This is a genomic window from Nonomuraea cypriaca, from assembly GCF_015645445.1.
In the GTDB taxonomy this organism is placed as follows: Bacteria; Actinomycetota; Actinomycetes; order Streptosporangiales; family Streptosporangiaceae; genus Nonomuraea; species Nonomuraea cypriaca.
Genome location: NZ_JADOGI010000127.1, coordinates 1 through 20514, shown reverse-complemented (window position 1 = coordinate 20514; position 20514 = coordinate 1). Strand labels below are relative to the sequence as shown.

The window sequence follows — 20514 nt, the reverse complement described above, 5'->3', positions numbered from 1 at the left end:
GTCAGGTCCTGGGCGGGTAGAAGGTGACGTTCAGCTCGCCCTTGTCGGCGCCGACCGTGATGGTGGACCCGTCGGGCACGTCGCCGGCGAGCAGGGCGCGGCCGATCTTGGTCTCCACCTCGCGGGCGATGAACCTGCGCAGTGGCCGGGCGCCGTAGACGGGGTCGTAGCCCTGGTTGGCGATGAGCCGGCGCGCCTCTTCGGTGACCTCGAGAGTGAGTCGGCGGTCGGCCAGGCGCTGCCTGATGTCGGTGAACATCAGGCCGACGATCTGCTGGATCTCGAGCTCGGTCAGCGGCTTGAACAGCACGATGTCGTCGACCCGGTTGAGGAACTCGGGCCGGAAGTGCCGGCGCAACTCCGCTATCACGCTCTCGCGCGCCTGGGGCTTGATCTCGCCGTCGGAGGTGACCCCGTCCATCAGGTGCTGCGAGCCGATGTTGGAGGTCATGATGACCACGGTGTTGCGGAAGTCGACCGTGCGGCCCTGCGCGTCGGTCAGCCGGCCGTCGTCCAGGACCTGCAGCAGCGTGTTGAACACGTCCGCGTGGGCCTTCTCGATCTCGTCGAAAAGGATCACTGAGTACGGCTTGCGCCGCACCGCCTCCGTGAGCTGGCCGCCCTCCTCATAGCCGACGTAACCGGGAGGAGCGCCGACGAGGCGGCTGACCGTGTGGCGTTCCTGGTACTCGCTCATGTCGATGCGCACCATGTTGTCCTCGGTGTCGAACAGGGCCGCCGCCAGGGACTTGGCGAGCTCGGTCTTGCCGACCCCGGTCGGCCCGAGGAAGAGGAACGACCCGATGGGCCGCCGGGGATCCTTGATGCCCGAGCGGGCGCGGATGACGGCATCGGCCACCAGCCGCACCGCCTCCTCCTGACCGACGACGCGCTCGTGCAGGATCTGATCAAGCTTGAGCAGCTTGTCCCGCTCCGCCTCCTGCAGCCGGGTCACTGGGATGCCCGTCCAGCGCGAGACGATGGACGCGATCTCGTTCTCCGTCACCACCTCGCGCAGCAGCCGGTGACCGTTCTGCCGGGTGCCCAGCTGCTCTTCCTCGGCGCGCAGCCGGCGTTCCAGTTCGGGGAGCCTGCCGTGGCGGAGCTCGGCGGCGCGATTGAGGTCGTAGTCGCGTTCGGCCTGCTCCGCCTCCCGCCGCACGCCCTCCAGTTCCTTCCGCAGGCTCTGGACCTTGCGCAGGGCCGAGCGCTCGGCCTCCCACTGCGCCCGCATCGCATCGGCCTCCGCGCGCGAGGCGGCCAGCTCCTGGCGCAGCTCCTCCAAACGGGACCGGCTCGCGGGATCCTCCTCCTTGGCCAGCGCGGCCTCCTCGATCTCCAGCCGCATCACCCGCCTGGTGAGCGCATCGAGCTCGGCCGGCATGGAGTCGATCTCCGTCCGGATCATCGCGCACGCCTCATCGACCAGGTCGATTGCCTTGTCCGGGAGGAACCGGTCGGCGATGTAGCGGTGGCTCAGCGTCACCGCGGCGACGAGGGCACTGTCCTGGATCTTCACACCGTGGAAGACCTCTAGGCGTTCGCGCAGGCCGCGCAGGATCGATATGGCGTCCTCGACCGAGGGCTCGTCGATCAGCACCGGCTGAAACCTGCGTTCCAGGGCGGCGTCCTTCTCGATGTGCTGGCGGTACTCCTGCACCGTGGTCGCGCCGATCATGTGCAGCTCACCGCGGGCGAGCATCGGCTTGAGCATGTTGCCGGCGTCCATGGCGCCCTCGGTCGCCCCGGCTCCGACCACCGTGTGGAGCTCGTCGACGAACAGTAGGATCTGGCCCTCGGCCGCTTTCACTTCGTTCAGTACGGCCTTGAGGCGTTCTTCGAACTCTCCGCGGTACTTGGCGCCCGCCACGAGTGAGCCCATATCCAGGCTGAAGATGGTCTTGTCGCGCAGCCCTTCGGGGACGTCGCCTCGGGTGATTCGTTGTGCGAGACCTTCGACGACCGCGGTCTTGCCGACGCCGGGGTCGCCGATCAGTACCGGATTGTTCTTGGTCTTGCGGGACAGGATCTGGATCACGCGGCGGATCTCGGTGTCGCGGCCGATCACCGGGTCGAGTTTGTCCGCGCGGGCGTCGGCGACCAGGTCGCGCCCGTACTTCTCCAGCGCCTCGTAGGCGACCTCGGGCATGGCCGAGGTGACCCGCTGGTTGCCCCGGACGGAGGTGAGCGCCTGAAGGAACCGATCCCTGGTCAGGCCCTGGTCGTGCAGCAGCCGTCCCGAGGCGGTCGCGGATCCCTCCTCGATCAGCGCCAGCAGCAGGTGCTCCACCGAGACATACTCGTCTTTGAGCCGGCGCGCCTCCCGGTCCGCGGCGTCCAGCAGCCGTGCCAGGCGTTGGGTGAGGAACACCTGGCCGGGCGCGGCGCCCGGTCCGCTGACCTTGGGGCGGCGCTCCAGCTCCGCTTCCAGGTTCGCGAGCAGGCGTTGCGGGTCGGCGCCCGCCTGCTCCACCAGCCGGGGCACCAGCCCCTCTGATTGGTCGAGCAGAGCCAGCAGTAGGTGCTCGCCGTCGACCTCGGTGTGCCCGTAGCGCAGAGCCTTGGTCTGGGCGTCGTGCAGCGCCTCCTGCGTTTTCTGCGTCAGCCGGTTCGGATCCACTCCGGTCCCCCCTAGCGTGGTGGTGAAAGCTCGCGCAGGGTGGTCTCGAGCTCCTCGATCCGGTCGAGGAGGTCGATGACCACGCCGATCGCGGCGTAGTTGATGGACAGGCCCTCGTGCAGGCGCTGGATGCGGGCGGCCGCCGCGACCTGGGAGGGAGCGAAGCACAGCTCCCCCCTGGCGTTCCTGTCCGGCTCCAGCAGGCCGAGCGCCACCAGCCGGCCGACGACGTACGGGTGCAGCCCCGTTGCCCGCGCGTAGGAATCGAGGTCGAGCCGAACTGGTCGTACCAGCGCGTAGATCATGAGCGCCCCCTCGGATCGAAGCGGGATGCGGCGGCGAGCTGCTCGAACAGGCGCCGCTCCGCGTCGGTGAGCGTGGCCGGCACCATGATCCGGACCTCGGCGAAGAAGTCGCCGGCCGCTCCGCGCGGGTTCGGCATGCCGCGCCCTCTCAGCCGCAGGCGGCGGCCCGTGGATGTGCCCGGGGGCACCTTCAGCTTCGCCTCGCCGCCCGGCGTGTCGATGGGCACCGTGGCGCCCAGCGCCGCCTCCCACGGGGCGAGTGGCAGGGCGGTGTGGATGTCGCGGCCCTCCACGCGATAGCGGGGATGGTCGGCGATCCGCACGATCAGGTGGAGGTCGCCCGGCGGCGCTCCGTCGCCTCCCCGCCCGCCCTGGCCGGCGAGCCTGATGCGCTGCCCGTTCGTGACCCCGGGCGGGATCGTGACGTCCAGCCGTTTGCCGCCGGGCAGCGTGAGGCTGCGGCGTCCGCCACGGTATGCCTCCTCGACGGTCAGCGTGAGCTGCGCCTCCTGGTCAGCGCCGGGCACAGGGCCCCAGCGCGGCCCACCACGGCCGCCGAACATGCCGCCGAGCAGGTCGTCCAGGTCGATGTCCGCGCCGAAGCCGAAGCCCTCGGGGGGCGCCGACCGCCACGTGCCGCCCGCGCCGACACGCGTGCCGGCGCCGGCACGGGCACGGGCGTACTCCGCGGGGTCCACGTCGGGCGGCACCTGGCGGAAGTCGTGTCCGAAGGCGTCGTAGCGGCGGCGCGTCTCGGGGTCGGAGAGCACGGCGTAGGCCTCCGAGATCTCCTTGAACCTGTCCTCCGCCCCGGGATCCTTGTTGACGTCGGGATGGTAGGCGCGCACGAGCTTGCGGTAGGCCCGCTGGATCTCGTCGGCGTCGGCGTTCCTGTCCACGCCGAGCACCTCGTAGAAGTCCCGCCGTGTGGCCATCACTCCGCCTTCTTAGCGACGGCCACGATCGCGGGCCGCAGCTGCCGCTTGCCCTCGCCGTAGCCGGGCCGCAGCACCTCCACGACGGTGCCGGGCGCGACGTCGGGCCGTTCGACGGCCGCCACCGCCTCGTGGCGGGTGGGGTCGAAGGGCACGCCCACCTCCTCATGGCGGGCGTAGCCGAGATTCTTCATGACGGCGACGGCCTGGTCCCGCACCGCCCGTACGCCCTCGAGAATCGCTCCCTGACCGCCTGGCGCGTGGCTCAGCGCGAGCTCCAGGTTGTCCAGGACGGGCAGCCACTCTGCCGCCACCCTGGCCCGCTCCTCGGCCCGCAGCCGCTCGTTGTCACGGGAAATCCGCTTGCGGAGGTTGTCCAGATCAGCGACGGCGCGTAGCCAGCGGTCCTCCAGCTCCGCAAGCTTGGCATCCGTCTCCGCGGCCGTGGCTTCCTCGCGCGGCTCCTCTTGGATCTTGGGTGCGTTCTCGTTCATGTCAGTCGGGCTCCGAGGTGGTGAACTCCGCGTCGATTACGTCGTCGCCGGCGCCTGCGGCGCTTTCCGTCCTGGCCTGCGGAGGCACCCCAGGCGTCTCCGGCCGACCACCTGCGGCGCCGAGGCCGTGGTAGACCTGCTGGAGCTCGCCACTGAGCGAGCGCAGCCGGTCGATCGGGATCTCTTCCTTGATCGCCTGGCGGGCCTCCTCGACGAGCTGCTCCGCACGTGCTTTCTCGTGCACGGGGACGGCGTCGCCGAGCTCCTCCAGACGACGCTCCACCTGATAGGCGACCGAGTCCAGCTCGTTGCGCGCGTCGATGGTCTCCCGGAGCCTGGCGTCCTCGGCACGATGCTGCTCGGCGTCTGCGACCATCCGCTCGATCTCCGACTTGTCCAGGTTGGAGCTCTCACTGATGGTGATCCGCTGTTCGGCGCCGGTTTCCTTGTCACGGGCCGACACGTTGAGGATGCCGTTGGCGTCGATGTCGAAGGTGACCTCGATTTGCGGTACCCCTCGCGGCGCGGGCCGGATGTTCTCCAGCCGGAAGCGTCCAAGCACCCGGTTGTCCGCGGCGCGCTCGCGCTCCCCCTGAAGGACCACGACGTCCACGGCGCTCTGGTTGTCCTCGGCCGTGCTGAACGTCTCGGTCCGGCGTGCCGGAATGGTCGTGTTGCGCTCGATGACCTTGGTCATGAGCCCGCCGAGCGTCTCCACACCGAGCGAGAGAGGCGTGACGTCGAGCAGCACGACGTCCTGCACCTCGCCCTTGATGATGCCCGCCTGGGTCGCCGCGCCGATGGCGACCACCTCATCCGGGTTCACCGTCATGTTCGGGTCCTTACCGCCGGTGAGCCTGCGCACGAGACTCTGGACGGCGGGAATCCGGGTCGACCCGCCGACGAGAATCACCTCGTCGATATCCGCGGGCCTGAGCTTGGCGTCCTCCATCGCCTGTTCGACGGGATGGACGCAGCGTTCGACAAGGTCGGCGGTGATCTGCTCGAACGTGGACCGCATCAGCGTGGTGTTGAGGTGCTTCGGTCCGGAGGCGTCCGCCGTGATGAACGGCAGGCTGACCGAGGTCTGGGTCACCGACGAGAGCTCGGCCTTGGCCTTCTCCGCCGCCTCGAAGAGGCGCTGCAGCGCCTGCGGGTCTTTGCGTAGGTCGATGCCCTGTTCCCGCTGGAACTCGTCGGCCAGGTGATCGACGATCCTACGGTCGAAGTCGTCGCCGCCGAGATGCCCGTCGCCTGAGGTGGCGCGGACCTCGACGACCCCTTCGCCGATGTCCAGGATACTGACGTCGAACGTGCCGCCGCCCAGGTCGAAGACCAGCACGGTCTCGTTGGACTTCTTGTCCAGCCCGTACGCCAGAGCGGCGGCGGTCGGCTCGTTGATGATTCGGAGGACCTCGAGCCCCGCGATGCGCCCCGCGTCCTTGGTGGCCTGGCGCTGGGCGTCGTTGAAGTACGCCGGTACGGTGATGACCGCCTCGGTTACCTTCTCGCCGAGATACTTCGCCGCGTCGGCGACCAGCTTCCTCAGGACGAGCGCCGACACCTCCTCCGGCGCGTACTGCTTGTCGCCGACCTGGAAGCGGACGGCGCCCTGCGGCCCTTCGACCACGTCGAAGGAGACGGCGTGGATCTCACTCTCGACCTCGTCGTAGCGGCGGCCAATGAAACGTTTGGCGGAGTAGATCGTTCCTTTCGGGTTCAGGATGGCCTGGCGGCGGGCCAGCTGCCCCACCAGCCGCTCGCCCTGATCGGTGAACGCCACCACGGACGGGGTCGTCCGTGAGCCCTCTGCGTTGGGCAGCACCGTGGCGTGACCGTCCTCAGTGGCGGCGATCACCGAGTTCGTGGTACCGAGATCGATGCCTACTGCTTTCGCCATTGCTCGTTCTCCCTCCCGAGAAGCTCATGGGCCCTGGCCGCGTGCTCGGACTCGACGAGCACCTCGTACTTGTCGGCCACCAGGCCGCTTTCGGAGACGAAGTCCCGCTTGCCGCCCAGCACCGCGTGCGCGATCAGGCCGAAGATCGCCCCCGCGACCCCACCCCAGAGCAGCCCCCAGAGCATCACGGTCAGCATCGATACGGCCGTGGCCGCGAAGATCCCGAAGAACAGGCCGATGAGCAGCCCGAACCAGGCTCCGCTCAGCGCGCCCCAGCCGGCCGCCCGTAGGTAGGTCATGCGCGCGACGACCTGCTCGATCGAGCGCAGCCCCACTCCCACGATCAGCGTTCCCCGCACAGGGAACCCGTGATCGGACAGGTAGTCGACAGTCTTCTGCGCCTCCTCGTACGTGCGGCACGTCGCGATCGGTTCTCGGTTGGTCGTGATGGGGCCAGACGACGCAATGGACACGGCTCCTCCGCTCTCCGCCTCAGGCGGATACCTCGATGTGCCGGGGCTTGGCGGCCGCCGCCTTGGGAACGGTGATGGTCAGCACACCCTCGGACAGATGCGCCTCGACACGCTCGGCGTCGACCTCTCCCGGGAGCAGAGTGCGCAGCTCGAATCGGCCGGTCCTGCGCATCTTGCGGTGCCGGCGCAGACTCTCGCGCTCCTCGATCTCCCCGCTGACGATCAGCTCTCGCTCGGAAAGCTGGACGTCGATCTGGTCCTTCCTTGCGCCTGGGACATCGACCTCCACGACGTAGGAGTCCTCGGTTTCCGACATGTCCGCCATAGGCGCCCACGTGCCCACGGGGCCCTCCTCGGCGAACTCTCCCAGGGCCGCGTTCATCAGCTGCCCTAGCCTGTCGTAGACGTCTTCGAACTCGCGGGCAGGGATGGTCTCGCCGCCCCTGCGGCGCAGTGCCAGCAGTGCCATGGTGCCCTCCTGGATGAGGTCTGGTCAGGCAACACTTCCAACGTTCGTGCAAGCACTGCGCGACCACATCCCCCAGACGTGTAGTCCTAGCCGCTCAGCCTCGTCCCTTGTCATGCGGCCGGTCGGGGTCAACCCGTCCCTGCGCCACCGCAAGGTGCGTGAGCTCGACGCGGGAGTTGATGCTCAGCTTGCGGTAGACATGTCGCAGGTGGAAAGCAACTGTGTGCACGCTGAGGAACATCTGCTCGGCGATCTGCCGGTTAGTCCATCCATCCACGGCGTGCAGTGCGACGGTGTGCTCGGTCTCCGTGAGGCTGTCCCAACCGGACACCGGCCGTTCCGCGTAGCTCCAGTGCCGACGGCGCACCCCCATGCCGCGCAGCCGCTGGCGAGTGCGTGCCGCGTCTCTGATGGACCCGAGGTCGTGGTAGATCGCCAGAGCACGATCCAGGCTCCCCGCAGCCTCCTCGCGCCGCCCAGCAGCCTTCAGCGCAACACCGAGATCCTCCTCGGCCGAGGCCCGCGCCCAGACATCCACGGCCTGACCAGCGGCGAAGGCTAGCGCATCGCAATCACCATCGAGAAGACCCCGGGCGTGTGAGGCCGAGGCGGCCAGCGCCGGAAATTCCACGTTCGCCTGGCTGAGGGCCTCCGCAGCCGCAACGACAGGCTCAGCTGCCGGACGGTCGTCCGCGGCGAGAGCGATCCGCACTATCCACACACTCGCCGTGGGATCCATGGCGAGTATCGATCTCCCCCTGAGCGCGTTCGGGAGGTCCTCGAGCAGTAGCATCGCGCTCCGCGGGCCCTCGCGCGCCTCTATGACCTGCGCCGCCAGCAGAGCGCGCCGTGCGCGCGCTTCCGGTGACCCCCCAGGCGGGGCCGCGATGTGTCGCCTTGCTCCTTGCAGGTCACCTCGCCGCAGAGCGACAGTGGCGAGCACGGAACCGGCCTCCGCCGCGGGCAGCGGCGTGTTGTGCGCAGCGGCCAGCTTCAGAGCTCTCTCCGCCTCGGTGACGGCGCTGTCGAACCGGCCCGCGACGAGTTCGGCGCGGGCCTGCAGCACTGCGACATCCGCGGCCCAGGCCAGATGGCCGTGAGCGAACATGTCCGTACGTGCCTGCCGGAGTGTCGCCCTCGCTTCGTCGAGCTGGTGAACATCGGTGAGAATGGCGGCGGTGGCGAGATGTGCCTCGTAGCGGCGCTCCTGCGGCCTGTCCACGCCAGCCAGCCGCCCGGCGTCCTCGGTCAGTGCGAGCGCCCCGGAAAGCCTGCCCTCGTCCCGCTCGATGGTGGCCAGGGCGATCAACGCAGCGGCCGCGGTTGCGGGACCATGTCGGGAACCGCCGTCGATGACCCCCTGCGCGCACGTCTGTGCGGCGCCGTGGTCACGCAGGCGCGTCATGGCGTACAGCCGTACAAGGATCGCCCGCTCGCGTACGGTGCGCGGAAGACCCGGGACGGCCAGCACCGTCTTGGCCTCCCGGATGGCTTCGTCCCCCCTGCCGGTCAGGTACATGATGTCCGACAGCAGGCACCGCAGTTCGGCCACGCCATACACGGAGCCGTGATGGTCTAGGCGTTCCCGAACCATGTGCTCGGCCTCCTGCAGCCGTCCCTCGCAGATCGCCGCGTCTATGACGGTGGTGGTGGGACCGGACAGGCGGGCGGTCACCGGCATGCCCACCGGCTGAGGACTCAGGAGAACACCGAACTGCTCCAGCAGAGCGTGACGTACTGGAGGCGGAATCCCCGTGGCTACGACGTCCCCGACCAGTTCATGGCGAAAGGCGAGTCCGCGCTCGGTCACAACCAGGATTCCCGCGGCCGTGGACTCCTCCATCACGGAGAGCAGGGCGGCCGGCGTGGTGCCGAGCAGTGACGCGGCGTGCTCGAGCGGCAGCGTCCGGCCGAGCACGGCGACCGTCTCCACCAGGCTTCTGGCTTCCGCACTCAACGGGCCAACCCAGCGCCGCACCACCGTGCGGACCCGGTCGGGCACGGGCCCGCGTGACACATCGCCGCAGGGGGCGCCCAGCAGGCCTTCGTCCTGGAGACCGACGAGCAGCTCAATGATCAGCAGCGGATTGCCGCTGGCAGCGGCCACCAGTTCCCGTGTCGCCGCATCGGGCGGCCCTCCGAGAGTGTCTGTGATCAGCGCCGTGACCGCGCCCGGTGAGAGCGGCGCGAGCGTCACCCTGGCGGCCTCGTTCCGCTCCAGGATGTCGAACAGGGAGGCGGCCTGGCACTCTTTCACCGCGGTCGAGCGGCTCAACATCCAGCCGATGGGCCGGGCAGCGAAAAGGTCGTGCAGGGCGTTTAGCGTTTTCAGCGTCACCGGGTCCGCGCGTTGCAGGTCGTCGAACACCGCCAGCACCGGTTCTCTGGCCCGCTTCTCGAAACCCGCCTTCACACGCTCCAGCACCCGCGGGTCGGGACCAACGGAAGAGCCCTCGTAGCCCATCCCCGGCTCGGACCGCAGGTCCAAGGCCGCGAGGAGCATGGCGCACGGCGACAGTTCGCCCAGTTCTTCCACGCTGCCGTGGACGACGCTGACGCCACGATCGGACGCCGCGCCGGCGGCTTCGGCGAGCAGGCGGCTCTTCCCGGATCCCGGCTCACCGTCCACCAGCAGGGTCCCGCCCCCGCCTCGCCGCAACGCCTGCAACAAGCCGTCAACGTGGCGCCATTCCCGTTCGCGTCCCCGCATCTCGCTTCCCCCAACGGGTCGCTATCCGGGACCGGAACGACGAATCCCAAGCCCGTCGAGATCTTTCGCGCCCGCGGACTACATGCCTGGGGGATGCGGCCTCTGGGCGACCGGAATCAGTCTTGATGTGAGGCCTGCCGGCCGTCTCCACCTGCCGGTCGGCCAGACCGAAAGGAAAGGGGTGGAGGACATGGCGGAGACCGGTTACGCACCGTTCAACCGGACGGTGGACAAGACGAACCGCATCTTGCGAGAGATCGAGGAGGCGCATGGCTGGTCTGCTGAGCACCGCAACCAGTCCTACGCCGCCCTGCGTGCTGTGCTCCACGCGCTGCGCGACCGGCTGACCGTGGACGAGAGCGCCCACCTCGCCGCCCAACTGCCGCTGCTGATCCGCGGTGTTTACTACGACGGCTGGCGGCCGAGCGTCGTCCCGGTCAAAGCCGATCGCGCGGAGTTCCTCGAACGTGTCGCCAAGGAGCTGGCCTTCGATTTCCCGGAAAGCGAAGAAGACTTGGTCAAGATGGTTTTGCGGGCGCTCAGGAAACACATCACGGACGGTGAATGGGAGGACGTGAAGTCCAGCATGCCGCGGGATCTGGCCTCGATCCTGCCCTAGTTAGTCTAGGACTTCCTCCTGCGGAAGGCACGGATGATCCGGAGCGGCATGAGCCCCACCAGAGGAACCCTCCTGCCGAGATCGTCTCGATCCTCCTTGTCGAGGGCGCGGCGTAGCGGCGGGCATCTTCGGCATGCGGGTGTCGCTTGGCACCGTCCGCACCGCAGCCCCGCTGGCACTGCCAGTACATCACCTCCCCTTCGCTGGTGAACTGGAAACGGGAGCGGCCAGCACTTCAGGCGGATCTGTCGGCGGAAGCCGGGAAGGCGGACGCTCTGCCGCTCCCGCAGATCGCGCGGCAGCCGTCGCGTCAGCTCGCCCTTCGCCCCGGGAGGCGCGAGCGCCCCACGACCATCTCTCCCTACCGGACGCCCGTGCTCTCGATCCGTGACTGTGGTGATTCACCCATACGGCGCACCTACCGGCTGGTCCGCGCAACAGCCTCGACGTCACGGCCTACCCGGAGCTCGGACCGCTCGCGACCGCCGTACGCGGCAGAGCCGTGCTCGACGGAGAGATCGTCGCGCTCGACGGCCGGGGCGTGCCGAGCTTCGCCGCGCTGTAACCGCGCATCCACCAGCGGGAGCCGGACCAAGGTCGCGGCCCCGGCGCGCTCGACGCCAGCCTCCACCTGATCTTCGATGTTCTGCACGTGGACGACGCCTGCACCATCGACCTGCCGTACGTGGAACGCAAAGACGTGGAACGCAGAGCCCTGTTCTCAAGGATCGTGGCGGCCGGGGAACGGTGGAACGTACCGCCCACAGCGTCGGCGACGGGGCCGCAGCGTTCCGCAGGGGCCGCGAACGGCTCCTGGAAGGGGTGCCGCCCGGCTGGCGCCGCACGTGCGGCCGGACAGCCGGTTCGACGAGGAGGCGCCGCGCCCGTACGCACGCGACGCGCGCTGGGTCGATCCCGCCCTGGTGGGCGACGTGCAGTACACGGAGTGGACGGCAGATGGCCGTCCTCGGCATCCGAGCTGGCGCGGCCTGCCTCCTGACAAGTGGCCGGACCAGGTACAGAGGGAGGACGGCGGGGATCAGTCAGCCCTCATCCGGAAGCGCCGGAGTCACCGCGCCCTCCGGCGGACGGGGCGGGCCGCCGCTGCGACCATCGCGCCAACGCCAACGCCGCGACCAGTATGAAGGCGCTCCCCGCGTAGACAACCAGCTCCATGAGCTGCTGGCGGCTCTCCGCCGGGTTCGCCGGGATCGCCGGGATCGTCAACCGGACAACCACCGACAGGATGTGTCGGATGATCGCGATGATGCCCACGATGATGAACGGTTCCAGCTGCAAGCGGCCGCCCGAGAGGTGGGTCTGCACCGTCACGAAGATCTCCAGCACGATCAGCACGAGCAGCAGCTCTTCGAGGATGCCGATGATCTTCTCAGCGCCAGATGCCCCTCCTTGGACAATCATGAGGATCATCAGGACCAGAATGCCGACGCCCAGAGCCAGCAGCACGAACGACACCAGGTAGAGGATCCCGTGCTCGGCGGCGACCAGCATGGCCAGCAGCCTGCCGTTCCCCGGCCCATGGGCAACATTGTGTGCCCCGGCATCGGCCGGAGCCGGAGGTCCGGGCGTGCCTGGTCTGTCCGGTGGGTTGTTCATGGGCTGTACCTGTGATCGTGCTGTGTGCCGGCGACCGTCGTACAGGGTGCCCATACCCCCGCTCCGGTGCGCGCGAATCTCCCCGTCCGGTGCGGTGTCAGCCATCATTTGCCCAGCTCGGATACCCCGACCCGGCCGCTCCAGCGAGATCACCACCGCCCGGTGCAGGAAGCTCACCGCCAAACTGCGCGAGGCCGGGCTGGGCGCGATCTGCGACCTGGGCTTCGTCGGCCTGGACGGCCGACCTCGACAACCTGGCCATCATCACCTGCCGCAAAGCGGCCCGTACCACCCTCAAACCGGCAAAACATGTCAACCAGCTGATAAGCAGCGAACACGCCCCAGGACTTGGCCGATCTTCTGGGAGAGTTCCTCGCAGAGACGGCTGGCGACGGTCCGCACGATCTCCTCGGCCAGGCGCGAGGTGTCGCTCCTCGGTTCGGCGTTCTTGAGTGCGCTGGGGAGTGCGCCTGCCTTGAGGGCCTCTTCGACGTCTGCCACCACGACGGCTCGGGTTACTCCCAACGAAGTAGCCAATGCTGGCGCGTACGGCCTTGGCATCCGCCGGGGATAGTCGCACGGTGTCGTGTGACTTGGTCAGCTCGGTGATGAGGCGGTCCGCACGGGTCTCATGCTTCGCATACGCCTGCGGGGAGGCTGATCGCTGGATGGCTTGGGCTACGGCGGTGAGTGGTTTGCCGGCCCACTCGTCGATCTTGTTCAGGCGTGAGAAGAACGCTCGTGCGGCGTAGCGGGGATCCGAGACCTGGGCTCGGGTACCCCAGCCGTACTGAGGGTGCTGCTGGAAGAGTCCGAAGGCCCGGCCTTGATCACCCACGGTCTGGTGGTCGAGGGAGGACTCTTGTAGCGCGGTGGCGAGGCCGATGACGGCGGCGCGGCGGGGGAGACCCAGTTCATCGGCCGTGTCGATGATGACCCGCGCGTTGTCTGCCTGCTTCGATGTCAGGTGGAGCCGCGTGGACGCTGCGTCGAGTTCGAGGCCCGAGGGCTGCGGTGCCTTGCCGGTGTAGGTGCAGACAGCCGAGGCGAGTTGCCCCGGGTCGGCGTGGATGGTGGCGTACTGGCCTCCGCCGACCATCCCCGCGATGACGGCGACACCAGAGAACAACCCTCCTCCTGCGGCGATGGTCTTGGTGAGCCCGGCTTCGAGGATCATTCGCTCACCTCCTCGGCCGGCTCTGGAGCCACCTGAGGTCCCAGCCCGGGCCAGTGCTTGGCCAGCTCAGCCAGCCTGAACCGTGGACGTTCAAGGTCGGTCGGCAGCCAGCGGGCGCCCGCGGGGCCGTCGTCGACCGTGCCGTCGACCGTGGCGGCGTGGCCGGTGGCGACCGGGACGAACATGTTGCCGGGGTGGTGCTGGAGCTTCTTGCGGAGGTTTGTCTCGCGGCGCTCGCCCTGGACCCAGAAGAGGACAGGGGTGACGATCCGGCTGGACTCCGTCAGCCTGGCGTAGCCGTCCAGTTTGTTGGCCACCCGGTCCAGCGGCTCGGTGCCGGTGTCGTATTCGAGGAAGAACTCGATGCTCTGGAGCCCCTCGGTCCAGCGGCCGTAGGCGTCCGGTCGTGCCATGGATCCCCATTCGGCGGCGCAGCGGTGTTCGGGCCACCATGTGGTCAGTTCGGTTACCGGATGGCGGCGGGCGAAGCCGTACAGGCTGGCGGCGATCCCGTTGGTGCCTACGGTGTGGGCCAGGCGCTGGCTGTAGACGATGCTGAGGACCCGGTCGCGGCGGTAGCCGAAGTCGCTCAGGTCGACGCCGTCCTCAGAGGCCAGGACAGCGGCGGCCGTCTCGCCGATGACGTAGTGGTACGGCGCCGTGCCCATGGCCGGCGGAAGGTTCGGGCGGAAGCGCTCCAGAATGCCCATGCGGGTCAGCGCCAGCAGGCGCCGGCGGGCGGCATCGTCGGTGTCGAAGAACATCTCACTGGCCTGGGGCGAGGTCAGGACCCGGAAGTCACGGATCAGGCGGATCAGGCTCCGGTCGCGCTGCGTGAGGCGGGCCGCCAGTTCGCCGAGCATGCGGGGGGTGTAGCGGATCGTGGACATGGTGATCTCCTTCAGTGGGTGCGCCGGACGTCCGGCTTGGGGGTGGTCGTGGCCGCTGTACGGCCGTGCGCCTGCGCCGCTGCCGCGCGGATGCGCTTGGCAACGTCGCGCGAGGGTTGGGGAAGTGGCCTGGTGCGAAGGGTGAAAGGTGGCGCCTCGGCCGAACGCACGACGAGGCGCGCGGCGGCCTGGAAGGCGTCGAAATTGGCCAGGTCGTGCGCGGTGAGGAAGGGCGCGAAGTGGTGCTCTACTTCGCGGGCGTCCTCAGGGGACAGCGAGAAGTAGATCTTGTTGCGGGCGTCGGAGGAGATGGCTTGGCGGAGCTGGCGCGGGAGCTGGGCCAAGTGCTGGTGGGCGAGGGTGAGGGAGACGCGGTAGGCACGGGCCTCGGCGAGCATGTCGGACAATGCGTGCGGCAGCGTGAGGAAGTTGTGGCACTCGTCCACGTAGAGCGCGGCCGGGTGTCGCGCGTGGCCGAACTTGGCTCGCCGGGAGGCGGTCTGCCAAACCTGGGCGAGGATCATCGAGCCGAGCAGGCGGGCGGAGTCGTCGCCCAGGACCCCTTTGGGGAGGCGTACGAGGAGGATCCCGCCGTCGAGCACCTCGCCCAGGTCGAACGTCGAACTGGCGGAGCCGAGTACGTCGCGGACGAAGGGCCGGAGCAGGAAGGCTCGCAGCTTGTTCATGATGGGGGCGGTGACGTTGGCCTGGGCCGCCTCGGAAAGAGCGGAGTACCAGGTCCAGAAGCCACGTAGCAGCGGATCCCCGATGGTGGCGATCTGGCGTCGGCGGAAGGCCGTATCGGAGAGCAGAGTGGGGATGTCGGCGAGGGTGCCGCCGTTGCGTGCGAGGGTGAGGGCGCAGCCGCGCAGGATGTCGTCGGTACGGGGTCCCCAGTAGTCGGCGTAGATCTGGTGGAAGATACCGACCAGGTTGTCCACGCCCATGGCCAGATCGGGGCCGCCCAGGACGTTCAGCGAGGGCCGGGCGTGTTGGTCGTCCGGGTCGACCAGGACGACCTTGGCGGCCCTGTCTTCCGGGATCAGACCTAGGAGGTCAAGTACGAGGTCGCCCTTGGCCTCGATGACCACCACGCCGCGCCCGGCTTCGATGTCGGAGAGGATGAGCTGGGCAAGGAGGGTGGACTTGCCGGTGCCGTTGGGTCCCATCACGTGGACGTGGTGGAAGGAGTCGGCGACTCGCAGCGCGACCGGGCGGTCGTGGCCGGCGTCGGAGAAGCCAAGCACCTTGGCGTGCGGTCCGCCGTGGTCGATCTTCGGGGAGGGCGGGACGGTGTTGGCTCCCGCCCGCTGAAGTCCCGGCACGGCGGCATCGAGGGGGAGATGGGCGATCGCGGACAGCTCTGGTACGGAGAGCAGGTAGCCGCGGCTCATCCGGCGTACCGCGAGTCGCTCGGCGGGCCGGAAAAGTCGGCGTCGCTCCAGCCGGTTGTGCCCACTGAAGAGAGCGAATGCCGAGGCGAGCGCGTGGGCACGGCCGCGGATGGCGTTCCTGCGGATCTCGTGTACGGCTTTCGCCGCGGCCAAGTCAGCGGGAGTGGGTTCGTCCGCCTGTACGGCGTACCGGATAGCCACCTCGTATCGCGAGTGATGCGCTTTATCCCTGATGGCCTGGGCCTCCGCTGTTTCCTCCAGGCGGGCGACCCGGTCGCCGGTCGGGCGACCCACGTGGCGTGGCCCCGGGACCAGGAGGTCGAGCAGGGCCCTCACCAGTCGCGCCGTGGCGCCGCCCCAGACGCTGATGAGCCGGCGGCCGGTGGCCGGCCGGGCGAGAACCTGTACGCAGGCGTGCTGCCAGCCGGGCATGCCAACCGCCGCTCCCAGCAGCGCGCGGAGGGGGTCGCCGCTGTGGTGATGCCGGATCGGTAGCCGCTCGGCTCGGGCCAGAAGGAGTTGCCCACCGGTCGCATACCCGTCGATAGGTACGGGTGGGTCCGCCTTGTGGATGGCCGTACGGGAGGACGGCCAAGCCGCCTCGATGGCGTGCTCAACGAGGTGCTGCGGCACCGAGCCGGGCACCCACAGGGCGATCTTCACGCCGCCTGCACCGAAGGAGTATTCGAAGGCGAGATGCGGCTGTCCGAACACCAGCCGCTTCCATGAGGGCCTGAGCAGCCCGATGAGGTTGCCCCAGAGCGCTTCGGCGCCTGGCAGGTTCGCCACCGGCGGTGCGAGGATCTCCACGCATCGCGCGCCTCGTAGGAGACTGCGGTGGCGTAGCTGTACGGCACCGGCGTGTAGCAGGACGCCGAACATCTCAACGCCGATCACCAACGCGAGGATTTGCCAGTAGTAGGCGGTCAGCCAGTCGAGTACCTGGTCCAGGACGGCGTCGGGGTCCTTGAGGAGGTCGTGGATCACAGGTCGGCCTCCTCGTAGTCGAGCTCGGCCAACTCCTGCGGCGAGGATGTGACCAACTCGTGCTCGCGAGCACTGGAGATCACCTGAAGTGGGCAGCGCTGTCCAATCGCGCCGGCAGTGAGCAGACCGGTTCCCCGTCCGGCGGACAGCAGCAGTTGCCGTTCGCCGTCGGATAGCCGGAACGCCTCGGTGACCTTGTCGATGGCCTGTGGTGCCTGGCGGAGGAGGATCTGGGTGGTGGAGTTGGCGACGATGGCCTGGCCCAGCTCGGAGCCAAGCAGGTCGGCGGCGTCCTGGGTGACCACGGAGAGGCCCGCCCAGTGCTTGCGCGCGGATTTGGCCATACGCAGCAGGAACTGCGCCCCCTCGGGGATCTTCATCAGCAGCCAGGCCTCATCGACGACGACCAGGCGCGGGCGTCGGTTGTGGGGGTCGGAGACGCGGCGCCAGATCGCGTCCAGCGTCAGGAGGGTTCCGACCGCCCTGAGCTCTTCCGGCAGGTCGCGAAGCGAGAAGACGATCAGGTGGGAGTCGGGGCGCGTGGTCGTAGGACCGTCGAAAAGCTGGCGGTGGCTGCCGGAGACGTACGGTGCGAGCCCGGCCGCCAGTTCCTTGGACTTGGGGTCGGAGTCCGCCTCCAGATTCGCCGCCAGGTCGCGCAAGAGCGGCGGCCGGCGGTTCCAGGTGTGCGCGGCGGTCGTGATGCCCGCCTGCCGGTAGGTGGCGAGGATGGCGCGGTCGAGTGCCGCCTTGCCGGCGTTGCCCATCGGTTCGCCGAGCATGACCGCGATCAGTGTGTGCAGAAACAGCGCGCGCCGAGTGAGGGGGTCTTGGCCTCGCTGATTCTTCGGTGGCAGGTCCAGCGGGTTGAGGCGGACCTTCGGTGCGCCGAGGTGGACGTAGGCGCCACCGACCGCGTGCGCCAGGCGGGCGTACTCGTCCTCAGGATCGATGACGGCCACCTCGATGCCCGCGTACAGCGAACGCAGCGCCTCCAGCTTGGTCAGGTAGCTCTTGCCGCTGCCGGAACGGGCCAGGGTGACGGAGTTGTGGTTGTCCTGGGCGAACCGGTCCCAAGCCACCAAGGAGGCGCTAGCGGTGTTGGCCCCGTACAGCACGGCGGTGGCGCCGAGCTCCGTAGTGAGATCCGGGCTGGTGAAGGGGAACGCCGCCGCCAGCGCCGGAGTGTCGAACGTACGCCGCATCGCCAGGTTGTCGTAGGCGAGCGGCAGTGAGGAGACCCAGCCCTGCAACTGGCGGAAGGTCACTTGGCGGGCGTCCAGGAGCAGCGAGGCTGCCAGCGCACGCACCTGGGCGCAGGCGTCGTCCAGCTCGTCGGCGGAGGTGGCGTGCACGGTGAGATAGATCGAGGCCCGGAAGAGCTTGGCCTGTCCCCGCGCGATGCGGGAAGCCAGTTCCTGGGCGTCCTCGGCGGCCGCCTCGGCGCTCGGATCCAGCAGTCGGCCGTGCTCCTGATCGGAGCGGAGGCCGGACTCCAACCTGGCCAGCTGCTTGCGCAGGCGGTCGGCGGCCACGGGTGAGGGGACGGGTTCGATGTGCAGGGAGACGTCCAGCCGGCCCGGGTAGGTGAGCAGCGGTTCCAGCCAGCCGGGCGCGACCTCGCGCGGGTATCCGATGATCGCCAGCGTGGCGCAGAGGTTTTCGCCGATCACGACGTGCCGGGCTTCGATATCCACAGCCTGTGGACCGAATCCGGTTGGGCCGGAAGGAGTGCGGCGGATCTTCACCAGGTGCCTCCTGTCGTGATGACCTCGCCGGGCAGGGCGATGTCGTCGTCCGGCAAGGACGGGGCGGAGGGGTCGAAGCAGGAGGCCAGCAGCGCGGCGACCGCACGGGCGTCCAGGAGCCGGGCGGTGAGCCCGCAGGAGCCGAGCACTCTGGACGCCTCGTCCAGGCGTCGCAGCGCTCGCGCGGCGGCCACATCGCTCCCGTTGGCTCCGATGACGGGTTCGCGAACGATCAGCAGTACCTGGCGGCGGAGCAGTTCATGGCGGGCGGACAGCTCCTGAAGGAAATCGGCGTGTTCGAGCGCGGCGGAGGCGAGCGCGGGATGGGGCAGTTCCCGGGCGTTGTCTCTGAGCGACGCGACGGTCTCGGTGAGATCGACGCGTTCGGCCCGGACCAGGATTTGAGCTGGCCCTGACAGCGAGTTGAGGCAGCGGCCGAAGACCGCGACCAGGGCGTCCTGTTCGTCCGGAGTGCGCAAGGCGAAGCTGACGGTGGAGACCTCGGCCACGGCGGCGATGCCGTCCGGCCCGAGATCGACCAGTCCGTCTCCCACGACGCCCCGAGCGGGAAGCTTGAGCGGGGCTGGCGGCCGTTGAGAGCCGGCTGCTATCCAGGTGGGTGGCATGGGGATGTCCTCTAGGGAAGAGACCAGGTGCTTGGGGGAGCGCTGATGCCGGATGGCGGCCAGCACGTAGCGGTCGAGGGAGATGCCGTCGCGTTGCCCGACGGCCAGGAGGATCGCGGTGACCGCCACAGGAATGGCCACCGCCGCGCAGGCCACGAGTGGCACGTGGTCGCTGATCGCCGTGTACGCGGCGTAGAGCGCGGCGCCGGTGCCGAACACGATGGCCACCTGCCGGGCGGTGAACGACCCGATGATCTTGTCCGGTTGCTCCACATCGGCAGGTATCCGCGCGATCGACTCGTCCCAGGTCACTTGCCGCCACCTCCTCGCGGCTTGCGCGGGCGGCGGCGTGGTGGCGTCCCGTGGAGTGGTGTAAATCGTGACGATCAGTGACGGATCTCTGGCATAAAGTGAGCCATCGTGTGACGGTCGAAGGGAGAGGTCTCACGTCCCCCGGAAGGACCGTTCACGATGGCTCTATCCCAGTCTGACCTGACCCAGCTACTGGAGTCACTACGCGCGGCCGACAACGTTGAGATCATCCGCCAGGCACTACAGCGGATGCTGCAGGAACTCATCGAGGCGGAGGCGACCACGGCGATCGGGGCGGCTCCGTATCAGCGCACTCCCGAGCGCACCACCCAGCGCAACGGGCACCGCGAGCGGCTGCTCGCCACCCAGGCCGGCGACCTGGAGTTGCAGATCCCCAAGCTGCGCTCCGGCTCGTTCTTCCCCAGCCTGCTGGAGCGGCGCCGCCGCATCGACCGCGCGCTGTTCGCGGTCATCATGGAGGCCTACGTGCAGGGGGTGTCCACCCGCAGCGTCGATGACCTGGTCAAAGCCCTCGGCGCCGAGTCCGGCATCTCCAAGAGCGAGGTCTCGCGGATCTGCGCCGGTCTGGACGCCGAGACCGAGGCGTTCCGCGAGCGGCCGCTGGACCACCTGGCCATCCCGTATGTGTTCCTGGATGCCACCTACTGCAAGGTGCGGGTCAATCATCAGATCGTCTCCCAGGCGGTGGTGATCGCCACCGGCATCACCGCCGACGGGCGTCGCGAGGTGCTCGGCCTGGCCGTGGGCGACAGCGAGGGCAAGGCGTTCTGGATCGACTTCCTGCGCTCACTGCGCGCCCGCGGCTTGTCCGGGGTCCGGCTGGTCATCTCCGATGCCCATACCGGCCTGGTCGCCGCGATCCGCACGGTGTTGCTGGGTGCGGCCTGGCAGCGCTGCCGAGTCCATTTCGTCCGAAATGTCCTGTCCCGGGTGCCCAAGGGATCAGGTGAGATGGTCGCGGCCACCATCCGCACCATCTTCGCCCAGACCAGCGCCCAAGCCGTCCGCGCCCAGCTGCACACCGTCGCCGACATGCTCGGCCGTCAATTCCCCCAGGTCAAAGACATGCTCCTGAACGCCGCCGACGACATCACCGCCTTTGCCGCCTTCCCGATCAGCCATTGGAAGAAGATCTGGTCGACCAATCCACTGGAGCGCTTAAACCGAGAAGTCAAACGCCGCGCCGACGTCGTCCAGGTCTTCCCCAACCCTCCCGC

Annotated in this window: 18 protein-coding genes; 3 read left to right on the top strand and 15 right to left on the bottom strand. The window is 68.8% G+C overall.

The window, feature by feature from the left end; translation table 11 throughout:
- Position 1: 1 nt before the first annotated feature.
- The 8 genes from clpB to ITP53_RS33705 all read right to left on the bottom strand — a co-directional run bounded on the left by clpB (position 2) and on the right by ITP53_RS33705 (position 9906).
- The gene (gene clpB / locus ITP53_RS33740) at positions 2 to 2620 is read right to left on the bottom strand and encodes an ATP-dependent chaperone ClpB (RefSeq protein ID WP_195899509.1); all 2619 of its coding nucleotides are present in this window, start codon (positions 2618 to 2620) and stop codon (positions 2 to 4) included.
- A gap of 11 nt (positions 2621 to 2631) precedes the next feature.
- Positions 2632 to 2925, bottom strand: coding sequence for a chaperone modulator CbpM (locus tag ITP53_RS33735; RefSeq protein ID WP_195899508.1), 294 nt, complete (start codon positions 2923 to 2925; stop codon positions 2632 to 2634).
- Positions 2922 to 3860 (bottom strand): DnaJ C-terminal domain-containing protein, encoded by a 939-nt coding sequence (locus tag ITP53_RS33730; RefSeq protein ID WP_195899507.1) that lies wholly within the window; start codon positions 3858 to 3860, stop codon positions 2922 to 2924. Before ITP53_RS33730 ends, ITP53_RS33735 begins: the two co-directional genes overlap by 4 nt.
- Positions 3860 to 4354, bottom strand: coding sequence for a nucleotide exchange factor GrpE (locus tag ITP53_RS33725; RefSeq protein WP_195899506.1), 495 nt, complete (start codon positions 4352 to 4354; stop codon positions 3860 to 3862). The genes ITP53_RS33730 and ITP53_RS33725 overlap by 1 nt, the downstream gene beginning before the upstream one ends.
- Position 4355: 1 nt before the next feature.
- Positions 4356 to 6254, bottom strand: a complete 1899-nt coding sequence (dnaK, locus tag ITP53_RS33720) for a molecular chaperone DnaK (RefSeq protein WP_195899505.1) — start codon at positions 6252 to 6254, stop codon at positions 4356 to 4358.
- Positions 6239 to 6727, bottom strand: a complete 489-nt coding sequence (locus tag ITP53_RS33715) for a general stress protein (RefSeq protein WP_207756762.1) — start codon at positions 6725 to 6727, stop codon at positions 6239 to 6241. The genes dnaK and ITP53_RS33715 overlap by 16 nt, the downstream gene beginning before the upstream one ends.
- A 19-nt stretch (positions 6728 to 6746) precedes the next feature.
- The gene (locus tag ITP53_RS33710) at positions 6747 to 7196 is read right to left on the bottom strand and encodes an Hsp20/alpha crystallin family protein (RefSeq protein ID WP_195899504.1); all 450 of its coding nucleotides are present in this window, start codon (positions 7194 to 7196) and stop codon (positions 6747 to 6749) included.
- Between the two features lie 94 nt (positions 7197 to 7290).
- Positions 7291 to 9906 (bottom strand): AAA family ATPase, encoded by a 2616-nt coding sequence (locus ITP53_RS33705; RefSeq protein WP_195899503.1) that lies wholly within the window; start codon positions 9904 to 9906, stop codon positions 7291 to 7293.
- 190 nt (positions 9907 to 10096) lie between these two features.
- On the opposite strand from ITP53_RS33705, the gene ITP53_RS33700 reads away from it, so the two are divergent.
- Positions 10097 to 10525, top strand: a complete 429-nt coding sequence (locus ITP53_RS33700; protein WP_195899518.1) for a DUF2267 domain-containing protein — start codon at positions 10097 to 10099, stop codon at positions 10523 to 10525.
- A 418-nt stretch (positions 10526 to 10943) separates the two neighbouring features.
- On the opposite strand, the gene ITP53_RS33695 is transcribed toward ITP53_RS33700, so the two are convergent.
- Positions 10944 to 11177 carry a hypothetical protein gene (locus tag ITP53_RS33695; RefSeq protein ID WP_195899502.1) on the bottom strand — a complete coding sequence of 78 codons (234 nt, stop codon included), beginning with the start codon at positions 11175 to 11177 and terminating at the stop codon, positions 10944 to 10946.
- Between ITP53_RS33695 and ITP53_RS33690 the strand changes: the two genes are divergently transcribed.
- Complete coding sequence (locus ITP53_RS33690; RefSeq protein WP_195899501.1) at positions 11167 to 11670, top strand: ATP dependent DNA ligase; 504 nt, start codon at positions 11167 to 11169, stop codon at positions 11668 to 11670. The two genes, ITP53_RS33695 and ITP53_RS33690, sit on opposite strands and share 11 nt — an antisense overlap.
- On the opposite strand, the gene ITP53_RS33685 is transcribed toward ITP53_RS33690, so the two are convergent.
- The 6 genes from ITP53_RS33685 to ITP53_RS33660 all read right to left on the bottom strand — a co-directional run bounded on the left by ITP53_RS33685 (position 11576) and on the right by ITP53_RS33660 (position 19276).
- A complete protein-coding gene (locus ITP53_RS33685) occupies positions 11576 to 12037 on the bottom strand; it encodes a phosphate-starvation-inducible PsiE family protein (RefSeq protein ID WP_195899500.1) in 462 nt (153 codons plus the stop codon). The genes ITP53_RS33690 and ITP53_RS33685 overlap by 95 nt on opposite strands.
- Before the next feature lie 202 nt (positions 12038 to 12239).
- Positions 12240 to 13319: a hypothetical protein gene (locus ITP53_RS33680; RefSeq protein ID WP_195899499.1), complete on the bottom strand. Its 1080-nt coding sequence runs from the start codon at positions 13317 to 13319 to the stop codon at positions 12240 to 12242.
- Complete coding sequence (locus ITP53_RS33675) at positions 13316 to 14209, bottom strand: replication-relaxation family protein (protein WP_195899498.1); 894 nt, start codon at positions 14207 to 14209, stop codon at positions 13316 to 13318. Before ITP53_RS33675 ends, ITP53_RS33680 begins: the two co-directional genes overlap by 4 nt.
- Positions 14210 to 14220: 11 nt before the next feature.
- Positions 14221 to 16590, bottom strand: coding sequence for a type IV secretory system conjugative DNA transfer family protein (locus ITP53_RS33670; protein WP_195899497.1), 2370 nt, complete (start codon positions 16588 to 16590; stop codon positions 14221 to 14223).
- Positions 16587 to 18287, bottom strand: a complete 1701-nt coding sequence (locus ITP53_RS33665) for a VirB4 family type IV secretion system protein (RefSeq protein ID WP_328816606.1) — start codon at positions 18285 to 18287, stop codon at positions 16587 to 16589. Before ITP53_RS33665 ends, ITP53_RS33670 begins: the two co-directional genes overlap by 4 nt.
- 47 nt (positions 18288 to 18334) lie before the next feature.
- The gene (locus ITP53_RS33660; protein ID WP_195899496.1) at positions 18335 to 19276 is read right to left on the bottom strand and encodes a PrgI family protein; all 942 of its coding nucleotides are present in this window, start codon (positions 19274 to 19276) and stop codon (positions 18335 to 18337) included.
- A 159-nt stretch (positions 19277 to 19435) separates the two neighbouring features.
- Between ITP53_RS33660 and ITP53_RS33655 the strand changes: the two genes are divergently transcribed.
- The coding region (locus ITP53_RS33655; protein WP_195899495.1) for an IS256 family transposase at positions 19436 to 20514 on the top strand (1079 nt) is incomplete at its 3' end.

What these genes read in the sequence shown, in the direction of transcription:
- ITP53_RS33735 (WP_195899508.1), bottom strand. Translation starts at nt 2,925, where the DNA reads ATGATCTACGCGCTGGTACGACCAGTTCGGCTCGACCTCGATTCCTAC.
- ITP53_RS33730 (WP_195899507.1), bottom strand. Translation starts at nt 3,860, where the DNA reads ATGGCCACACGGCGGGACTTCTACGAGGTGCTCGGCGTGGACAGGAAC.
- ITP53_RS33725 (WP_195899506.1), bottom strand. Translation starts at nt 4,354, where the DNA reads ATGAACGAGAACGCACCCAAGATCCAAGAGGAGCCGCGCGAGGAAGCC.
- dnaK (WP_195899505.1), bottom strand. Translation starts at nt 6,254, where the DNA reads ATGGCGAAAGCAGTAGGCATCGATCTCGGTACCACGAACTCGGTGATC.
- ITP53_RS33710 (WP_195899504.1), bottom strand. Translation starts at nt 7,196, where the DNA reads ATGGCACTGCTGGCACTGCGCCGCAGGGGCGGCGAGACCATCCCTGCC.
- ITP53_RS33705 (WP_195899503.1), bottom strand. Translation starts at nt 9,906, where the DNA reads ATGCGGGGACGCGAACGGGAATGGCGCCACGTTGACGGCTTGTTGCAG.
- ITP53_RS33700 (WP_195899518.1), top strand. Translation starts at nt 10,097, where the DNA reads ATGGCGGAGACCGGTTACGCACCGTTCAACCGGACGGTGGACAAGACG.
- ITP53_RS33690 (WP_195899501.1), top strand. Translation starts at nt 11,167, where the DNA reads ATGTTCTGCACGTGGACGACGCCTGCACCATCGACCTGCCGTACGTGG.
- ITP53_RS33685 (WP_195899500.1), bottom strand. Translation starts at nt 12,037, where the DNA reads ATGCTGGTCGCCGCCGAGCACGGGATCCTCTACCTGGTGTCGTTCGTG.
- ITP53_RS33680 (WP_195899499.1), bottom strand. Translation starts at nt 13,319, where the DNA reads ATGATCCTCGAAGCCGGGCTCACCAAGACCATCGCCGCAGGAGGAGGG.
- ITP53_RS33675 (WP_195899498.1), bottom strand. Translation starts at nt 14,209, where the DNA reads ATGTCCACGATCCGCTACACCCCCCGCATGCTCGGCGAACTGGCGGCC.